The sequence below is a fragment of the Cellulophaga sp. L1A9 genome (assembly GCF_009797025.1).
In the GTDB taxonomy this organism is placed as follows: domain Bacteria; phylum Bacteroidota; class Bacteroidia; order Flavobacteriales; family Flavobacteriaceae; genus Cellulophaga.
Window position 1 is genome coordinate 4,700,885 of sequence record NZ_CP047027.1, and the last position, 19,215, is coordinate 4,720,099.

Consider the following 19,215-nt stretch of genomic DNA (forward strand, 5'->3'; position numbering starts at 1 on the left):
TATGAGAATATCAGTAAATTGTGATACTTACCTAACTTTTATTATTGAGTTAAGAAAAGAACTTGAAGTTGTTTGGGATAAAATAAATGAGAAATATAAAAATATTAAAGAACCAAATACAATCGGTTTTGCTTTTAGATGTTTACCCGATGAAATTGGGCGTAAAACATTTAGAAGATTTGATAAAGATGATGCCTATTTGACTTTAGACATAGCCACAAGTTATGAAAAATATAAAAAGATGTATAAGACAGAAATACGCCACGATTTAGGTCATACCTTTTACAATTATTTAGAAGATTCCTTAAAAAAATATAAGTTCAAAGAAATTGATTCAAAAGAATTACTATCCGATATAAAAAATTGGTGTAATGAAATTGGTTGGTTAGAAGAAGAGGTCGATTATTCAAAAGATTTAGATTATCCTGAATAAAAAAGTTATAATCCATAAACAAAAACATTATAATTATTTAAGTTTTGAAAATTTGGAATGCTTAGAAATGAAAGATAATAGCGACCCTGCTACCGCCGTTTAAAACGAGTGCCATATCGAGTAAGTAATAATAATATAAGCTATCTAAACATTTAGATAGCTTTTGTATTCTCAATCACCAACTGGCGCGAAATAAAGAGGTCCAAATTTGCCATGCAAAATAAAATTTTCTCTAAAAAGTACGTAAACTTGTAACAGGTTCATTGGCAGATTGCCCTTTTAGGTATCAAGGACAGTACGAGGATGTAGAAACTGGACTGTTTTATAATAGATTTAGATATTATAATGCTGAGGAAGGGGTATTCATAAGTCAAGACCCGATAAGGCTTGAGAGTGGAGAACCTAATTTTTATTCTTATGTAAGAGATAGCAATAGCGAGATTGACCCATTTGGAGAAGCTGGAATGCCTTGGCATCATTTGATTCCACAAGAAATGTTTAAGGATCCTTCTTTTATGAAACAATTAAACCAGATAACTGGAGGCAACGCTAAAAATTATATTCACAGACAAGGAGCTTTTGTTGAAGAAAGTTTACACAAAGCAATTCATAAAGGTGCTGGAGGTGGAAAATGGAATGATACATTTAAGGATTGGGCAGCTGACAATAAAAAATTCAATAAAAAATCGCTTCAAAACCAATTAAAGAAGATGATGAAAGATAATAATATTCCTAAATCTTCAAGGAATTTTGCTAGAAAATATAAACGTAAAACAAAAACAAAATTTAAGTGTAAAGGATAATGAAATACTATATTTTAAAAAATAGAGAAATGCCTTGGGGCGATTATGGCGATATTCTTTTTTCTGGCCTTTTAACCGTTATGGATGACGATTATAATGATATTGATATTCACGAAATAGAAAGAACTGGTTCATACATTCCAGAAATATATTGTGTAAATTCCACTAATCTCGTCTTATCAGAAAACGTTAAAATTGTTTTACTTAAAAACAATATTACTGGAATAGATAAATTTCATTATACAATATTTAAAAAGATAGTCAATATTGATTGGAAATCTTGGAATCAAAAACATGAAGACCCTGCCTTTTTTCCTGAAACAGGCGAGCCGATTGATTATATAGAAGACGGAGAGGACGATACTAATCTACACAATGAATTAAGTGTATTTTATAGCATCAAAATAAAAGAAGCAACAATCGATTTAATAAAAAGTGAAGATTCTATTTATAAGTTAGAGAATCCTATAGATATAGATTTATTTATACCTAGCAATATGAATCGCATAATAGTGTCAGAGAAGTTTAAAAAAGTAATCGAATCCGAAGGAATAGATACGTTGAAGTTTATAGAAATTCAAACGTTTTAATAATCAAAGGTTATTTGAAATATTGAAAACCCTTGCTAGTGCTCGTTTGCAACGAGTGCCGTACACAGTAAGAAACAATAATAAAAGCTATCTAAATATTTAGGTAGCTTTTGTGTTTTAAGAATTGACTAATGAGAGATAAAGAAGTCAAAAACTTGCCAAGCAAAATACAATATTAACGGAAAAGTACGTAAACTTGTAACAGGTTCATTGGCAGATTGCCCTTTTAGGTATCAAGGACAGTACGAGGATGTAGAAACTGGGTTGTATTATAATCGATTTAGGTATTACGCACCTGATGAAGGTGTATATATTTCACAAGACCCAATTGGATTAGCAGGAAATAATCCGAATTTTTATGCGTATACTTTTGATAGTAACTCTCAAATTGATCCCTTTGGTTTAATAATTATTTTTAGAGCATTAAATGGTGGTCAAGAAGCTAGTGCCTTGGCAGGGGAAGCTATTCAGCCTAAGAGCCTTAGTTCAACACATACTATACAACAGCATATAGACGATGGAAGTCTACAAACTAAATACATATCTACTACCAAGAAAAAAGGGACTGCTGAATTTTATGCAAAACCAAACCCTAAAAGAGGTAAAGTAAACCCTAGTACTATAATTGCCATAGATACAGATAAGTTAAGCTCATCAAAAGTTTTTGACATGTCTAGTGGGGTTGACCCTCAAACAGGTAAAAAGTTAAAAATGCCTGCATTAAGATATGCCACTAAGGATGCAGAAGTATTAGTTGAAGGAGCTATACCAAAAGGAGCATATAAAATTTGTAAATAGATGGAAGATTATTTTAAAAAAATTGAAGCAATAGAAAAAGAAGTTCAAAATTACTATGAAAATTCTTTTGAAGAAGGTAATGATGATTACAAAACAAATAAACTTATCAAGGAAAAAATTAAACACTTAATTATAGATTTAAATAAGTTAAATAATGATGCTATAAATAAAGCATTATTAGTTTTAGCAAAATCTACAGGGTGTGCAGAAGACCAAGAAATCGCAGATGATATAATTAATTATTTACATGATAATAAATATATTGATGAAAAACAATTAAATTATTTTTACGATAATACAGCTGTTCGTAGATGGGAATGAATCAACTACGCAAAGGGTAAAGGAGATAATGCCCTAAATTAGGTCATAGATTAAAAAAACACTTAGAGCAAATCTAAAATGTAAAAGTTGTGATTTTTAGTTGCCCCGCTAGCGCGGATTTGTAATCCGTGCCCGTAAGAGTAAGAAATAACAAAACAGAAAAAACCACAGCGTAAGCGTTGTGGTTTTTTTATTGCTCAAAAACGTTGTATTTAGCTATAAACCTAAAAGTTATTAACATTGTAGTATTCCACCGCTAGCGCAAGCATCTTGCTTGTGACAAGCATGAGTAAGAAACACAACTAATACAACAAAAACCACAGCAACAGCTGCAGTTTTTATTGTATTGTTTCAAAAATTTATTACTCTATGATATTTACGGAAAAGTACGTAAACTTGTAACAGGTTCATTGGCAGATTGCCCTTTTAGGTATCAAGGACAGTACGAGGATGTAGAAACTGGGCTGTATTATAACAGGTTTAGGTATTATTCACCTGATAGTGGAACGTATATCAGTCAGGATCCAATTGGGTTGGCTGGTGGAATGCCAAATATATATGCGTATGTTCACGACAGCAATGCTTGGGTTGACCAATTTGGACTGTATTCAGATTTACTAGGTTCAGGATTGGGGCACCATTTAATGCCTAGAAGTATAGCAAAAAGTCTTGGAATAGGAGAGTTATCTCCCAATAAAGCTATCTCTTGGTTTCCTAATAAAGGTGCTGGAACAGCAGATTTACATAAACAACTTCACAGGAAATTAATTGATGAAGGAATACCTTATCATGGAAGTAAGTTTAAAGGAAGTGTAGACGAATTTTTTGAAGCTGCTAAAAAAGCATACAAGGATATTAATATAAAAGGTTTTATGAAAATACCTGGCACAGATAACAAACTACTTAAAAATGTAACACCTTTAGAGGGAATAGAGAAATTACAAGAATTACATAAAAAAGCTAAAATCCCTTGTAAATGATAATATGAAAAATAGACAATTAGAAGTAAGCGATTATGGATTGTATCTTTCTTCAACAGATAAGATAAATTCATTTTTAAAAGAAGAAAAAATAAGAAGTAAAAAAATTTTAAGTTTCTTCCAAAATAATCATAATAAGTATCTGAAGTCAATAGGGCAAGGTGCTTGGCTTCCAATTTTACCTATAGATTCTGTAGAATACACAATTGAAATTAACAAAACATTAAATAAAGATTGGATTGAAGTTCATAGGATAGAAGGGTTTAACTTAGAAGTTGGAGAAGATAATAGTTTATGGGTAGGTTCATTGAGTAATCTCCATAATTGGGAGTCAAAAGATTACACAAGCGATAAAGATTTTAATTCCTATGAAACCTTAGATGGAGAATTGTGTTATGGTTCTCTTAGATTTGATATCACCAAAGGAAAATATTTAGTAGATGTAATAGGTTACAAGCGCAAAGAAGAGTTAGAATATCCTAATGCTAACTTTGGTTTTTCCTTTATTTTAAAAGAAGTGGAAGAATTATTTGGATATAAAGACCCTAGAGAAGATGATAAATATGATTTTAACATTGCTGAGATGTAAACATGGAATAATTTAATTAATTGCATCTCTAGTACTCGTTGCAAACGAGTAATATGTCTAAATAAGAAAATACATTGAAAGCTATCTAAACATTTAGGTAGCTTTTGTGTTTTTAAACACCAAATAGCGTGAGATAAAGAGGCCAAAAACTTGGCAAGCACAATAAAATATTTACGGAAAAGTACGTAAACTTGTAACAGGTTCATTGGCAGATTGCCCTTTTAGGTATCAAGGACAGTACGAGGATGTAGAAACTGGGTTGTATTATAACAGGTTTAGGTATTATTCTCCTGAAGAAGGCATTTATATATCCCAAGACCCGATTGGGCTTGAAGGTGAAATGCCCAATATGTACAGCTATGTGCACAATTCTAACGGTTGGATAGATCCTTTTGGATTGGCTGAACATATAACTTTTCCGAATGAATCTTTACATCCCAAAGCACAAGGGACTTTTACGGTTAAAGCGACAGGTTACCATCATGCAGACAAAGTAGCCTTATATAAATCAGCAGGATTAAAGGAAAGCTTTGATTCAAGTAAATGGATTTCTCACCATGTAAGTTATAACCCAGATACTGGTGACATGAGAATGCAATTAGTTTCACTTGAAGCACATAAAAAAAGTCACATAGGTGGTGTTAATGATTTTGAAAATCATCACAAAGTAAAATATAATACAGATGATGCATCTAAAATTGCCAAAGCTTGCAAATAAAATTATAAAGAATGAAAAGTAAATTTTTTACCGACCCTAATTTAACATTTAATGAAACTAAGTCAACTTTAGTTGAAGAGGATATTGTAGAGAGCATTCCTTTTGATTTTGAAGGAAAAAAAGACTTTATTTTATTTTACACTCAATATAATGGTGTTGTCTTTCCATTTGGAGCATTTTTTTATAGAGATTCTTTTTATGAAGTTAGGAGGGATGAATATAATTTGTTGGACGTAGGAGCTTTTTTTGAGATTTCTAACTCGGAAAACTCTATATTAAAAATGTGGGAATCATTTAAGGCAGATTTGAGAGCAAAAGATATCAGTTCTAAATACTTACCTTTTGGTAATGATTCTAGTGGAAATTTGTTCTGTATTGAGTCAAAAACTGGTGTTGTTGTTTATATCCAACACGAGAACCCAAAAAATATAACCAATGTTGCACCATCATTTTTAGATTTTTGTAATAAAATTCAAGAAGAGATGAGATAGTATATGAGCCCGCTTTACCATATAGTATGGCTCTATTACTAGTTTGTAATTAATGGCAATATAAATAAGAAAATTATAAAGCTATAAATATAAAAATATTTTGGATTTTTTTATGATGAAAACTTCTCCTGCTAGCTCGTTTGCAACGAATGCCATATAAAGTAAGAAACAACAAAAAAGCTATCTAAGCATTTAGATAGCTTTTTAATTTCAAACACCAACTAGCACAAGGTAAAGAGGTCAAAAACTAGCCAAATAAAATATTTACGGAAAAGTACGTAAACTTGTAACAGGTTCATTGGCAGATTGCCCTTTCAGGTATCAAGGACAGTACGAGGATGTAGAAACTGGGCTGTACTATAACAGGTTTAGGTATTACGCACCTGATCAAGGTATTTATATATCTCAAGACCCGATTGGGCTTGCTGGAAACAATCCGAATCTCTATGCGTACACTTTTGATAGCAATTCCGAAGTTGACCCTTTTGGGTTGGATTGTTCTAAAGCCAAAAAAATTCAAAACGAAATATCTCAAAAAACTTCATCAGTCTCGGCTGCTGTAACTCGGTGGTTAAAATCAAGTGATACTAAATGGGCTAAAGCCTACAGACACTTTGCTGGTACAAACCCCAATTTTGCCAAGTTGATAAAAGGTAGAGTTATTGACCGAAGAATGAATAAGTGGATGAAAGGGAAATATGAAGATTTGTTTCCAGTTTCAAGTTTTGATAAAACAATTCCAGGTTCTGGAAGAATGAGACCCGATGCTTACTTTCCTGATTTAGATGGTCAATCTGCCATATTTGATATCGGTGGTTCATCAAAGACAACTGGAATAGGAAAATACGATGGTTTAGCAGATATTGTAGAACCTATAATTTGGTAAAGAATGAAGAAAACAAAAGAAAAGTGGTTAGATGAAGAGTTTTTAGTAGAAATGAGTAAGGTTATTACTAAACTAACTGAAAAAGGAGCACAAATAAGTAATACGGACTTGTCAGGAATTGTAATAGACAACAAATCGCCAGTAGAACAATTAAGAAAGTCTTATTTATTTGAATCAAAATTATTAAATGTTGATTTATCTTATTCTACTATTTCAGGTTCAGCAAATCAAAGCGATTGGCGAAAAGTAATTCTAACGAAAGCAAAATTGGACAGATGTTCAATAAATAAATCTCAAATCAAAGAATGTAATTTTCAAGAAGCAAAATTAGTAATCAATGCAGACGATACAATATTTGAAAATTGTAGTTTTGTAAATGCAAAATTAGGGATTGGAACTTATGGCTACGAGTACGGAGGAAGAAGAACCAAGTTCTACAACTGTGATTTTACAGATGCTGTATTCCGAAATCAAGAATTTAGAGCTTCTCGATTTTACAATTGCAATTTTACTAACACAAAATTCGTTAATTGTGATTTAAGAGGAATTAAAATTGAGGGAAACAAACCCAAAGATGAGCAGTTTGAAAAAATGGATGTTCCTCAATTCTGACAATACTTCTAAAACAATTTTAAGGAAAAATCATAAAAAGGCAACCAAAACGGTTGCTTTTTTATACTCAAAAACTTTGTTTTCAGCCATTTTAAAGAAAGTTATTAATATTTACCTCTTTTTTCTCAATCCTTTTATTTTAGGGCGTTTCCGCCCATTTTTGCCCCTTTTTCTTTTTCTGCCCAGTATTCGTAGTATTTAGGCGGTTTTTTGGTGGGCAAAAACATCACAAAAAAAGTCCCAAAAGAACACAAAAAAAAGCCCCAAAAAAAAGACAAAAAAACCGAACAGAAACCCCAAAACGAGTAAAAAAGGAAGCCTACATAATATCAAAAAAAACAGACTACAAACAAGAAAAAGCCCCAAACCGCTAAAGCGGTTTAAAAAGAAAATCTAAAAAAGCGTTTCGTTTTATAGAAATAATGACTTTTACAAACTCAAATAATAGTCAAAAATTACATTTAAAAAATGCAAATATCAGATTGAAAATCGCAATAAAAACAGCCCCCCAAAATGGCGTAATTATTAATAAGTCCATCATTTAAAAACGCTGTAAAATTCTAATAAAACGAACATTAAATACTTAAAAAATCGAGTTTAGAATTGCAACAAAAAATATTGGATTTTAAGGCAAAAAATGAATCGTTTGCAACGTAAACAAAAACCAAACAGACCGTAAATACAATGCGGGCGGGCAATTAGCAGAAGCTAATGGAACCAAATACCATTATGATGAAGAGGGTAACCTTGTCATAAAACGAACCCCGAAAGGCACTTATAAGTACCAATGGTATGGCAACGGAATGCTTAAAGCTGTAGAACGCCCAGACCAACAAACAATAAGTTTTGAGTATGATGCTTTAGGCAGAAGAACCGCTAAAATTGATCAGCCTAAATTTGGCAATCAAGGTACAATTACCCGTTTTGTTTGGGATGGTAATGTACCGTTGCACGAATGGCACTACAAACTAAAAATCAGACCAGATTTAGTGGTAGATGAATTTGGGTTACTGAGCACAAGCAAACCAGAACCCATTCAAAATTTAATTACATGGGTTTTTGATGAAAATAGCTTTAAACCCGCAGCCAAAATTACAGAAGAAGACACCTACTCTATTATTACAGATTATTTAGGGACACCTGTAGAAATGTACAATAGTAAAGGTGAAAAAACTTGGCAAGTTGAATATGATATTTACGGAAAAGTACGTAAACTTGTAACAGGTTCATTGGCAGATTGCCCTTTTAGGTATCAAGGACAGTACGAGGATGTAGAAACTGGGTTGTATTATAACAGGTTTAGGTATTACGCACCTGATCAAGGTATTTATATATCTCAAGATCCGATTGGGTTACATTCTGGTGAATTTAATTTTTATGCCTTTGTAGGAGACCCTAACCGTTTGGTAGATGTTTTTGGTTTGGATTGCCAACCAAGAGACTCTAAAGGTAAGTTTATGAAAAAAGGGGGAGATGACTCAATGCCTGGAAAAGACTTTGAGAAAATTATTGCGGATAAATTAGAAAAAAATCCTAAAGTTGATTTAATTCGCACTCAAATACACGTAAAAACTTCCAAAGGAGACAGATATATGGATACGCTGTTCAGAAATAATAGAACAGGTAAAGTTTATCACGGAGAGGTTAAAGGTAATTCTGCAAGAAGAAGTCCTTTACAGAGAGACAAAGATGCTCTTATTGATAGTGGTCAGGGAACTTTTGGAACTGGAGATTCTGTGCCAAAAGATTTGAAAGGAACTTCTACAGATGGAATAACGACAATTGTACTAAATCCCAAAGGATAAAAATGAAAAACGACATTTTAGAAAAAATACAATCAATAGTAGGCGATAATTTAAACAAAAATGGTTTTAAACCTAATAAGGCACTTAGTCTATATAAGTATAACGACAAGGATTATCGTGCAGATTTTGTTTTTGATGTAAAGAATAGAGGTAATAGTTGCTTTCAACATATTAAATATGAATTCACTAATAAACAGTTGGATAAAATATTTAAAAAATTTGATAATAAATTGAGAGAAAAAAAAGGGAATATGGTATTAGATTTTAGTCGACCTGCACTTTTAATAACCGATTGGAAAAAAATACTAAACAAACACAACATAGATATTACTGGATTTTGGTTTAAATCTTATGATAACGTTGAAGAAGTTGAAGAAAATAGGGAGAAGTATTTGCGTTTTACTGATTTAGCAATTGAATTAAAAAACAAATTGCAGAATACAGAAATTTTAAAGGAATATCTACTAGACAATTATACAGAATATCATTTACGAATGTATATGTGTATTGCATACATAAATGATGAAAGTTTGGAAGAAGCATTTAAAGTTGTTCAAGAAATTAGCAAAGACTATATAGAACATCTTAAAAAGGATTTAAAAGATTTTTACGATTTACTTATTGAATAGAAAGCAACCTAAAAGTTGCTTTCTAGCCCTAAACCTTCGCTAGCACTCGTCCGTAACGAGTGCCATATCGAGTAAGAAATAATAATATAAGCTATCTAAACATTTAGATAGCTTTTGTATTCTCAAACACCAACTAGCGTGAGATAAAGAAGTCAAAAACTTGCCAAGCACAATAAAATATTCTCTAAAAAGTACGTAAACTTGTAATAGGTTCATTGGCTGATTGCCCTTTTAGGTATCAAGGACAGTACGAGGATGTAGAAACTGGGCTGTACTATAAACGACGAAGATATTATGCGCCGGATGAAGGTATTTGCTTAAATCACGATCCTATAAAACTTAGTGGTGGTGACAATCTATATGCATATACCAAAGATGTTAATTTATTGGTTGATCCAATGGGATTGACCCCGTTAGATCAAGGTGGATTCTCCGTATATGGTTTATTTGAAGAAGGTGCTAAAGAACCATATTACATAGGTATTTGTAATGATTCTAACCGACGTTTAGGAGAGCATATTGATACGGGTCGAGCAGATGTAGATACAGAATTAAAAGTTTTAAAAGATGATTTAACTTTTGCTGAAGCAAGAGGTAATGAACAACACTTAATAGAAAAACACGGTACAAAAACAGGTACTATTGGTGAAGAAATTGGCCCAAATAACAAAGGTAATAAGATAAATTCATTTGATAAAAATCGTACCGATGCTAGAGGTAAAAAGTTAAAAGCAGAATACGATAACGCTAAAGGAAAAGGTAAATCAAAAGTTAAATGTGGATAAAATAATATGAAAGGAAACGATAACTATAAAGGAATACTAAAAGCAGGTGATATCTTCTGTATACCCTTATTTATAGACCCTAAAGAAAAAGCTACTAAGAGTTATACTCGTGTAAAATATCCTGAAGATAAACAATATGCTTTTGGAAGATTTATAGAAGATCGAGCTGGCGGCGGTGTTTTAGTTGAAGTGTTTGAAAAAACAATGACTCTTAAAGATTATAATCAAGATTTAGTTAAAGAATCGGGAAGATTATTTCCACCAGTTACAACTTCTGGTCTTGAGTTTACAAAAAAAAGATGGAGACTAGTAAGTTCAGATCAAGATTATGACAAAATTAATGACTCTGATTACAAACAAATTAACCTTGTTATTGGAACTTATGATGATTTAAGAGTAAAAAACCTTTATGCTAATAAGGAAACTGAAATATCTGAGAAAGAAGCTGAACAATATGAAGCTTGGAAGGTATGGCAACCAAATCAACTAGAAAAGCGTATTATTAAAGAATTGTTTGTGAATTAATCAGATATAACAGAGTCACTTTCTTTTTTTATAGGGAGTGACTTTTTATTTTTTATAAAACGAATTTCTTTTACATTCTGCCAGCTCTGCAAAGTTTGTATCATTCCTAATAAGAAAAACAAAAAAGCTATCTAAACATTTAGATAGCTTTTTTGTTTTCAAAAATTGACTAGCGCGATATAAAGAAGTCAAAAACTTGCCAGGCAAAATAAAATATTTACGGAAAAGTACGTAAACTTGTAATAGGTTCATTGGCAGATTGCCCTTTCAGGTATCAAGGACAGTACGAGGATGTAGAAACTAGGCTGTACTATAACAGGTTTAGGTATTACTCGCCTGATAGTGGAACGTATATAAGTCAAGATCCATTAGGTATACAAAGTGCTAATCCAAATATATATGCTTACGTACACGATTCGAATTCATTTATTGACCCTTTTGGATTAAAAGAATTATATGCTTTATTAGCCAAAAAAGATGGTTGGTATCCAGTTATGGAATGGGGTAAAAAACAGCCAATTGGCGAAATGTTTTTGAAAGAGGGTGAGTTATGGAAGCTAGGAGAAACAAAAAATCCAAAAACAAGATACTCCCTAAAATGGTTAGAAAAAATGAATTTAGAGAAAGTAGGAACTCATAATGGGCCTAAAAAATTAATGCAAATGCTTGAAAGAATGAAATTAAAAGGCTACTTAGCTTGGAAAGGATTTTTACCAGCAGGAAATAAAGCTTGTCATTAATTATGAGAATATCAGTAAATTGTGATACTTACCTAACTTTTATTATTGAGTTAAGAAAAGAACTTGAAGTTGTTTGGGATAAAATAAATGAGAAATATAAGAATATTAAAGAACCAAATACAATTGGTTTTGCTTTTAGATGTTTACCCGATGAAATTGGGCGTAAAACATTTAGAAGATTTGATAAAGATGATGCCTATTTGACTTTAGACATAGCCACAAGTTATGAAAAATATAAAAAGATGTATAAGACAGAAATACGCCATGATTTAGGTCATACCTTTTACAATTATTTAGAAGATTCCTTAAAAAAATATAAGTTCAAAGAAATTGATTCAAAAGAATTACTATCCGATATAAAAAATTGGTGTAATGAAATTGGTTGGTTAGAAGAAGAGGTCGATTATTCAAAAGATTTAGATTATCCTGAATAAAAAAGTTATAATCCATAAACAAAAACATTATAATTATTTAAGTTTTGAAAATTTGGAATGCTTAGAAATGAAAGATAATAGCGACCCTGCTACCGCCGTTTAAAACGAGTGCCATATCGAGTAAGTAATAATAATATAAGCTATCTAAACATTTAGATAGCTTTTGTATTCTCAATCACCAACTGGCGCGAAATAAAGAGGTCCAAATTTGCCATGCAAAATAAAATTTTCTCTAAAAAGTACGTAAACTTGTAACAGGTTCATTGGCAGATTGCCCTTTTAGGTATCAAGGACAGTACGAGGATGTAGAAACTGGGCTATACTATAATAGGTTTAGGTATTACTCTCCTGATGAAGGTGTATATATTTCACAAGACCCGATTGGGCTTGCAGGTGGAATGCCTAATTTGTATAGTTATGTGCATGATAGTAATGCTTGGGTAGACCCATTTGGTTTAGCAAGGTCTAATGCAGGAAAAGCCGCTCTGCACAAAGGAATAATGAATGACCCAAAACAACCTAGTCATATTAGGGGTTGGTTCAAACAACAATATAATAATGCTGTCCCATTTAGTAAAATGACTGTTCCACCGGGTTATGATCGCGCTCATTTTAGAGGTTATGAAAGTGCTAAAGGTTATGATTACAGGTATTCAGAATTAAATTTAGAAGCAAACCATAAATTACAGCATAAGTATGATGATTATGGAGCCAAGAATAAAAAAGGAGAGAGTATATCTAAAAAGGGCAAAAAGAAAGGAAAAATAAAGTGTAATTAAACTCTTAAATTTATTTGGAAATGATTGCAAAACAAAAAATTCAAACTTCAGAATATCAAAAAAGAGAGAGCAATTTTATCAAGTCAGTGACATCTGAATCTACTTTTCAATTGATTGTAGGCAATGACAAAAGTGATACTTTAATGTTATGGCAGGATGAATATTATATGGAAGAATATTTAAAATTCTCTGGAAAGGATATCATTCTAAGCAAAATAGACACTATAGAATTTTTGAAATTTATAAAATCAAGTAATTCTAATCATCACTTTTCTATTCATCCAGTCAAAAGAGAAGAAGTACCGACATTGTCGGTTGATGAAGTCTCAAAAAAGATTATAGAAAAATTAGAAAGTGACGGTGACTACTACGATTCACTGAGAGAAAACAATCTATTATGACAAAGGGAAATTCAAAAAAAATAACGTCAGATTTATTTCTAAAAGATATAAGAGATAATAGTTTTAAAAAACTAATTAATATTTCTTTAGCAATAAATTTGGATGAAGTTTTAGCAGACTATGAGCTTGATGAAATAGATGAGTATCCAATTGATATCGATGATAAAGGAATTATGATTGGTTTTGGTGCAGAAACTATCAAAGTTCCACCAAGGATAGAGTATATTGATTTAAATATAAAAAATAATCCTAATAGCATAAATTACCTTGAAAAGAAAATTGATATTAATCAAGACTTTTCTAATCTAAATTCGATTAAAAAACAATTAGCACCTTATTCACATATTAGAGTTTTTTATAAAATAAGTGATTTAAAAACAATAAAGCAAATTGTATTTGAATACCTTAATTTGAGATATGAATTAATAATAACAGAGAATAACGAATTATTAAGGATAAGGCTATCTAAACACGAAAATGAATCGGATATAAATATGAGACCTGTATATGCATTTGGTTGAATTGCTATTTGAGTAAGAAACTGAAACACATCTAATAAAACAAAAACCACAGCTATCGTTGTGGTTTTTGTTTTATTGTTTGAAAATTTATTGATTTATGATATTTACTAAAAAGTACGTAAACTTGTAACAGGTTCATTGGCAGATTGCCCTTTTAGGTATCAAGGACATTACGAGGATGTAGAAACTGGGCTGTATTATAACAGGTTTAGATACTACTCTCCTGATGAAGGTATTTGCTTAAATCACGATCCGATTAGACTTGCTGCTGGAGAAAGACTATATTCTTATGTACATGATACTAATATTTGGGTTGACCCTGTCGGTTTACAAGGAAATCTTTATGACATAGTCAATTATGGTAATAAAAGTCCTGACCTATTCAATCTCCATAATATAATGGATGCTTGGGCAAAAAATAATATACCCGGCTATGTTAGTAGACAATCTGTACAACCAACTATACAATTAACTAAAGATTTACATGATGCAGCTCATACAGTAGAAAGACAATGGATGAAGGATACCTTTGGCAAAGTCAGAGGTAATTGAAAAGACATGACTTCTAAACAAATGCAAGAACTTTCAGAGGTTATGTTTGATGCTGCTAATGTACCCGAAGCCAAAAGAAGAGAATTTTATAAACAGTTCAACAAGTACGCATATACTAAATGTGGATAAAATGAATATACAAGATATTTTAGAATTAATTGGAAAGGATGCTAATTGCAACCTTGTGCCAAAAATGAATACTAATGAAAATAAAATAAACCTACCTGATGATCTAAAGTACTTCTATGAGAAATATGAAAGTTTAGAGTTATTTAGTAATAAATCTTATGCTATTAAAATCAGTTCATTAGATGAATTAATTCCAACAAATAAAAAATTATTTCCTGAAGATGATGTTATTTGGGAAGAATTAGAGGGAGACATAAGTAATTACTGGTTCTTAATTGCTTCTTCCGAGCAATTAAGTCAATACATAAGTATTGATTTATCGGATAGAAATTTCGGGTATTGCTATGATAGCTTTTTGGAAACTCATGCAAACCCAGAAGACAGTGCTATTATTGCAAAGAGTTTTACAGAACTTTTGGAAAGACTATATGAATCAGGTGGCTATAACTGGTATTGGCTAGAAGATTTTGAACCTTACGGAGATGCCTATGATGATTTTGATATAATCGTAACTTCTAAATAAGTGATTTAATGGATAATATTAAATTAAATTTTTTTATCAAAACAGAAACAATGACTGCAAAAGAATACATTCTTTTTAGTAAAAAAATAATTCTTCAATTACAATCATTTGATTCAATATTTAATTCGCCAAATGTCTTTGACATTGAAAAAGAAAAAAGCTATTTATTTAATAATGAATTATCTGATTTTACTTCAAAAAATTTAAAAAAAATAATTAACGAAGAAAAAGATATTGCATATAAAAACTCAGATATAAAAAATAAAGAATTATCTGAAAATTCTATGTCATGGTCTGGTTTTTCATCCATTCTTTTTTTTAATTCCAATTTAAATATTGAAAATAACCCAAATGTCACACTCTTTATAACACAAGGAAGCTATGAAGAAATGACATCTTCAATAAAAATTGAGTATTCTCAAGAGAGTCAAGATAAATTAATACAGGATTATATTTTTAAATTATTTAACGAATTAACAAAAACAGTAGATGTTAAATTTGCAAATGCAATTTCAAGCGACATTTTCAGAAAATTAAGACAGAGAGGTCATTATACGATAGGATGGATTACTTATCTAAAAAACTTACATATATATGATTTATTAGATCAAAACATCAAAAAAGAAAAAATAAATAAAGGTACATGTTTCAGTTTAATAGAAAATAAACCAAAAGGTAATGATGAAAATATCATAGAAACAGCTAATAACATAAAACAAATTTTAAGTGTTAACGATTTTTTAAAAATACAGCAATAAACTATCCTATAACAGTTAATGATATAGTCAAAAATAATCCACTTGCTCAAAATTTTAAATAATAGCAAACTTATAAATGTCGCCTTTACTAGGTCTAGATTGTAACTCGTGCCAATATAAATTAAGTAAATATCATTAAATCTACCTAAATATACGGAGAACTTGATCTATTTTATTTGCAACGAAAAATCTATGTTGACTATAAAAAAATAATATCTTTTAATTAAAAGGCATGTTTTTAGAACTATAATTCTTCCTGCAAATAATTAATTTTTTAAATAATTAGTATCACACAAATGTTTAAAGTATTCTTCGCAAAGTATCCTAATTTTAAGATTGAGCAAAAAGTTTATGAAAAATTAATATCTGATTTTGAAGGTAAATTACCCGACGAGTTATTAAAATTTTGGGCTGAGTTTGGTTTTGGTGTATATATGGATGAATTTCTAAAAATTATTAATCCGAATAATTATCAAGGTTCACTTAATGAAAATTATCTTAATCCCAATAACGCAGAAATAGTTTTCGCCATTACAGCTTTTGGAGATTACTTAGTGTGGACCGGTGATGCCATTCGACTGATTAAATTTAGGTATGGTAGCTATAATATTATAGAGAATGATGATGACATGACATGGTTTTTTGATATGGATTTGGCTGATGATGCTTATGCTAATGATATATTTAAAATTCAAATATATAAAGAGACATTTTCTCGCTTAGGAAGTTTAGCCTTTGATGAATGTTATGGTTATGTCCCTATATTAGCGGCAGGTGGTGCTGAAAAAGTTGAAAATGTAGAAAAAGTAAATATTATTGAACACCTTAGCATAATTACGCAATTCACTGGTAAAATAGATTAATTTTATATAAATTTATAATTGTCAACCCCTATGAATTAAAATCATAGGGTTTTGGTTTTTTAAGAGCTAATATCGAATTATTCTTAGAAGCTAATAAGGTTAAAACATGCTAAACTAGTATCACTTGAGTCTATGATAGATTTTGGTATTACATTATAAGATATACCAGATGTTAAGAGTGGAAATAAATATTACCCCAAATCAAAAATTGAACAATGGCAAAAATTGAAGTAAGTACAGATAAGCTGAAAGAACTGTTAAAGTCAACTAAAATAGCAGATAGAAATAAGGCTGTAAAAATTATCCAAAGGAATAAAATAACAGAATTAGGGGATGATTTATTTAATTTATTAAATAAAGAATATGAAAAAGGAAAATCCTGGCAATTGATAGTGGCTTGCACGAATACTTTAGGTGATATAAATTATGTAAAATCAAAAGATTTTCTATATGACATTTGCAAAAAAAACTTAGAGCACGATATGATAACAGCAAGTGCTGCTGCGGCATATTGTAGAATTGTAAAAAACAATAAAAATGATGTAAAGCCTGTTCTACATTTACTTTCATTTGGTAATTTCGCTGTAGTTAATGGCGCATTAAAATCATTAGCAATAGATAAAGTAATTCCGAAGGATAAAGAAAAAATAGAAATCATCAGTATTATTAATAGCTTCACTCCTAAGCGAGAAATTGGATATTCTGATGTTAGAGTTGGACTAGCAGTTGCATGTGCTGGTTGGTTAGGTTTGCCGGAAGTACATGAGTTTTTATCCAAAAGCCTAGAAGAGTCTGATTATCAGCCACTAACTAAAGCTGCTGGAATGGCAATCAAGGGAAAATATTATAATATATAACATTTCTGAATCTCAATTCCGGCTATAACAACAGAGTCACTAAAAATATCATCGTAATGAAAATATTTTCAAACGAGTTTCAGGACAAAGAATTAAATCTTAAAAAAGCTTTATCTGAATTCTATAAAATTTCGGAGGAAGAAGGTTCTTTTTTTGGTGTTAAAACTGAAAAAGAACCCATACAATTTGCTTACGAAACCCGAGATAAATGGCTTGTAGATATTCCTTATGATATTAAAAATAGATTGACATTACAAAAATATGCTTCATATAATGAGTGCGTAGAGATAATAAAACAAATGTATTCTGGTTTTTCTCCTACAAGGATAGAAGGCTTAAAGAAGGTAAGTATTTAACTGAAAATATGAAAAGTACTATCTAAACCACACTTCTAAATATCTCAATATTAATATCCTTCCTTTTGATAGTATTCGTTTTTTATAGGAATTGACATCTGTTTTTATTAGAAAATATAATGTTTAAAGCATATCTGAGTGTTACCCTAGAAATTAAGTAAAAACTATTGAATCTATCTCAATATGTAGAGAATTATACACAGTTAATTTATCAAAGAAAAATGATTAGTGGCTACAAAAAAATAATTGAAAAATCATCTAACTCTCATTTACCATTAAAAGAAAGAGTAGAAATTGCCAAAACATTAGGGTTTAAGTCAATAAATAAAGTTTTTTTAGAATGTTGCAAAAGAGCATATTTGAAATTTAAAATCAATGACGATTTTATTAATGAAGGACTATTTCTAGCTGAAGAATTTTTATATAATGATAAGGAGGTTGATTTCAAAAAGGTTATAAAAAAATACAGAAACTATTTTGAAACGATAGATAGTCAGCCAACTTCTGGTATTATGCTGAGCGTTTTATCTTTATTTAGTAACTTAACATACGATGCTGCCTTAATTCTAGATATAGAAAATTATGAAGGTGAAGATGATAATGATTTTGATTGGGAGGAATGGAATCCTGATTTCTTATTATCCAATGTATATTCAGGCGGTAATCCATTTTTAAATGAAGGTGATAAAAAGAAAAGGAAAGAATTTTGGTTCAACTATTTGGACATTATAAGTTCAATGAAACAAAATCCAAATGAAATTTTCACTTCTATTAAATTAAAAAAAGTAGATTTTAATGAACAAGAAATTATAAAAAGAAATATAGCTCCAGATTTAAAAGATATAATTGAAAACAAACTAAAAAGTGTCATTGAGCTCGTTAAAAAAGACATCAAGAATGATCCTAAATGGGATAAAATTCAAATAGAAGGTGAAGTATTAAAAACAGGAAAATCAATGAGAGCTTATTATTTTAAGGGCTCTGATAAACAAAAAATTCCATTAACTTTCTTTTTACATTCAGGTGAAAAATCAAGTGTTTTCTTAATGGAACAATTGAAAGATATAATGTATAAACAAGAAACTCGCAATGGAGCTTGGCTTAGTTATGAAATTGAGGTACAAAACGATGATTCATATAGTTATAGATTCAATTATGATCTTATAAAATTACTTCCAGAGCCTAAGCAGCAGCCAGATAATTTTATAGCAGAATTTGAAAGTTATCCAAGATCAAAAGAATACACCCCTGAATGGTGGAGAAAATTATTAAAAAATTCGAAAACAATATTTATTGAATAGAAATGACTCTTTTTTTATCAAAAATGAAAAAGACTT

26 protein-coding genes and 1 pseudogene are annotated in these 19,215 nt (G+C 30.5%); all 27 read left to right on the forward strand.

Annotated elements, in window-relative coordinates; genetic code table 11:
- Position 1: 1 nt before the first annotated feature.
- The 27 genes and pseudogenes from GQR94_RS20605 (at position 2) to GQR94_RS20740 (ending at position 19,179) form a co-directional block, all read left to right on the forward strand.
- Positions 2–433 carry a hypothetical protein gene (locus GQR94_RS20605; RefSeq protein WP_158978788.1) on the forward strand — a complete coding sequence of 144 codons (432 nt, stop codon included), beginning with the start codon at positions 2–4 and terminating at the stop codon, positions 431–433.
- 263 nt (positions 434–696) lie between these two features.
- Positions 697–1,236, forward strand: a complete 540-nt coding sequence (locus GQR94_RS20610; RefSeq protein ID WP_158978790.1) for an RHS repeat domain-containing protein — start codon at positions 697–699, stop codon at positions 1,234–1,236.
- Entirely contained in the window at positions 1,236–1,826 is a 591-nt protein-coding gene (locus GQR94_RS20615) for a hypothetical protein (protein WP_158978792.1), read from the forward strand. Before GQR94_RS20610 ends, GQR94_RS20615 begins: the two co-directional genes overlap by 1 nt.
- 174 nt (positions 1,827–2,000) lie before the next feature.
- Positions 2,001–2,624: an RHS repeat-associated core domain-containing protein gene (locus GQR94_RS22530; protein ID WP_255451573.1), complete on the forward strand. Its 624-nt coding sequence runs from the start codon at positions 2,001–2,003 to the stop codon at positions 2,622–2,624.
- Positions 2,625–2,945 carry a hypothetical protein gene (locus GQR94_RS20625; protein ID WP_158978793.1) on the forward strand — a complete coding sequence of 107 codons (321 nt, stop codon included), beginning with the start codon at positions 2,625–2,627 and terminating at the stop codon, positions 2,943–2,945.
- Between the two features lie 341 nt (positions 2,946–3,286).
- The gene (locus GQR94_RS22855) at positions 3,287–3,925 is read left to right on the forward strand and encodes an RHS repeat domain-containing protein (RefSeq protein ID WP_255451529.1); all 639 of its coding nucleotides are present in this window, start codon (positions 3,287–3,289) and stop codon (positions 3,923–3,925) included.
- 4 nt (positions 3,926–3,929) lie between these two features.
- Positions 3,930–4,514, forward strand: coding sequence for a hypothetical protein (locus GQR94_RS20635; protein WP_158978794.1), 585 nt, complete (start codon positions 3,930–3,932; stop codon positions 4,512–4,514).
- Between the two features lie 169 nt (positions 4,515–4,683).
- The gene (locus GQR94_RS20640; RefSeq protein WP_158979733.1) at positions 4,684–5,232 is read left to right on the forward strand and encodes an RHS repeat-associated core domain-containing protein; all 549 of its coding nucleotides are present in this window, start codon (positions 4,684–4,686) and stop codon (positions 5,230–5,232) included.
- Positions 5,233–5,243: 11 nt separating this feature from the next.
- The gene (locus GQR94_RS20645) at positions 5,244–5,723 is read left to right on the forward strand and encodes an SMI1/KNR4 family protein (protein WP_158978795.1); all 480 of its coding nucleotides are present in this window, start codon (positions 5,244–5,246) and stop codon (positions 5,721–5,723) included.
- Between the two features lie 298 nt (positions 5,724–6,021).
- Positions 6,022–6,609: an RHS repeat-associated core domain-containing protein gene (locus GQR94_RS20650; RefSeq protein WP_233268525.1), complete on the forward strand. Its 588-nt coding sequence runs from the start codon at positions 6,022–6,024 to the stop codon at positions 6,607–6,609.
- 3 nt (positions 6,610–6,612) lie between these two features.
- Complete coding sequence (locus tag GQR94_RS20655; protein WP_084470753.1) at positions 6,613–7,221, forward strand: pentapeptide repeat-containing protein; 609 nt, start codon at positions 6,613–6,615, stop codon at positions 7,219–7,221.
- A gap of 641 nt (positions 7,222–7,862) precedes the next feature.
- Positions 7,863–9,026 carry an RHS repeat domain-containing protein gene (locus GQR94_RS20660; RefSeq protein ID WP_255451574.1) on the forward strand — a complete coding sequence of 388 codons (1,164 nt, stop codon included), beginning with the start codon at positions 7,863–7,865 and terminating at the stop codon, positions 9,024–9,026.
- A 2-nt stretch (positions 9,027–9,028) separates the two neighbouring features.
- Positions 9,029–9,655, forward strand: coding sequence for a hypothetical protein (locus GQR94_RS20665; RefSeq protein ID WP_158978797.1), 627 nt, complete (start codon positions 9,029–9,031; stop codon positions 9,653–9,655).
- A gap of 215 nt (positions 9,656–9,870) precedes the next feature.
- A complete protein-coding gene (locus GQR94_RS20670) occupies positions 9,871–10,440 on the forward strand; it encodes an RHS repeat-associated core domain-containing protein (RefSeq protein ID WP_199271501.1) in 570 nt (189 codons plus the stop codon).
- Between the two features lie 6 nt (positions 10,441–10,446).
- A complete protein-coding gene (locus GQR94_RS20675) occupies positions 10,447–10,965 on the forward strand; it encodes an Imm26 family immunity protein (RefSeq protein ID WP_158978798.1) in 519 nt (172 codons plus the stop codon).
- Between the two features lie 215 nt (positions 10,966–11,180).
- Positions 11,181–11,705 (forward strand): RHS repeat-associated core domain-containing protein, encoded by a 525-nt coding sequence (locus tag GQR94_RS22775; protein ID WP_158979739.1) that lies wholly within the window; start codon positions 11,181–11,183, stop codon positions 11,703–11,705.
- A gap of 2 nt (positions 11,706–11,707) precedes the next feature.
- Positions 11,708–12,139 carry a hypothetical protein gene (locus tag GQR94_RS20685; RefSeq protein ID WP_158978788.1) on the forward strand — a complete coding sequence of 144 codons (432 nt, stop codon included), beginning with the start codon at positions 11,708–11,710 and terminating at the stop codon, positions 12,137–12,139.
- A 263-nt stretch (positions 12,140–12,402) separates the two neighbouring features.
- A complete protein-coding gene (locus GQR94_RS20690) occupies positions 12,403–12,918 on the forward strand; it encodes an RHS repeat-associated core domain-containing protein (RefSeq protein WP_158978799.1) in 516 nt (171 codons plus the stop codon).
- A 20-nt stretch (positions 12,919–12,938) separates the two neighbouring features.
- Positions 12,939–13,319 carry a hypothetical protein gene (locus GQR94_RS20695; RefSeq protein WP_199271502.1) on the forward strand — a complete coding sequence of 127 codons (381 nt, stop codon included), beginning with the start codon at positions 12,939–12,941 and terminating at the stop codon, positions 13,317–13,319.
- Entirely contained in the window at positions 13,316–13,840 is a 525-nt protein-coding gene (locus GQR94_RS20700) for a hypothetical protein (RefSeq protein WP_158978800.1), read from the forward strand. Before GQR94_RS20695 ends, GQR94_RS20700 begins: the two co-directional genes overlap by 4 nt.
- Positions 13,841–13,978: 138 nt before the next feature.
- Positions 13,979–14,521 (forward strand): annotated as a pseudogene (locus tag GQR94_RS20705) (RHS repeat-associated core domain-containing protein).
- Between the two features lies 1 nt (position 14,522).
- Positions 14,523–15,044 carry an SMI1/KNR4 family protein gene (locus GQR94_RS20715; RefSeq protein ID WP_158978803.1) on the forward strand — a complete coding sequence of 174 codons (522 nt, stop codon included), beginning with the start codon at positions 14,523–14,525 and terminating at the stop codon, positions 15,042–15,044.
- An 8-nt stretch (positions 15,045–15,052) separates the two neighbouring features.
- Positions 15,053–15,802 carry a hypothetical protein gene (locus GQR94_RS20720; RefSeq protein ID WP_158978804.1) on the forward strand — a complete coding sequence of 250 codons (750 nt, stop codon included), beginning with the start codon at positions 15,053–15,055 and terminating at the stop codon, positions 15,800–15,802.
- Between the two features lie 296 nt (positions 15,803–16,098).
- Positions 16,099–16,665: a T6SS immunity protein Tdi1 domain-containing protein gene (locus GQR94_RS20725; RefSeq protein ID WP_158978806.1), complete on the forward strand. Its 567-nt coding sequence runs from the start codon at positions 16,099–16,101 to the stop codon at positions 16,663–16,665.
- A gap of 215 nt (positions 16,666–16,880) precedes the next feature.
- Positions 16,881–17,522 carry a hypothetical protein gene (locus GQR94_RS20730; protein ID WP_158978808.1) on the forward strand — a complete coding sequence of 214 codons (642 nt, stop codon included), beginning with the start codon at positions 16,881–16,883 and terminating at the stop codon, positions 17,520–17,522.
- A gap of 56 nt (positions 17,523–17,578) precedes the next feature.
- The gene (locus tag GQR94_RS20735) at positions 17,579–17,878 is read left to right on the forward strand and encodes a hypothetical protein (protein ID WP_158978810.1); all 300 of its coding nucleotides are present in this window, start codon (positions 17,579–17,581) and stop codon (positions 17,876–17,878) included.
- Positions 17,879–18,045: 167 nt separating this feature from the next.
- Complete coding sequence (locus tag GQR94_RS20740; RefSeq protein WP_158978812.1) at positions 18,046–19,179, forward strand: Imm5 family immunity protein; 1,134 nt, start codon at positions 18,046–18,048, stop codon at positions 19,177–19,179.
- The last annotated feature ends 36 nt before the right edge of the window (positions 19,180–19,215 follow it).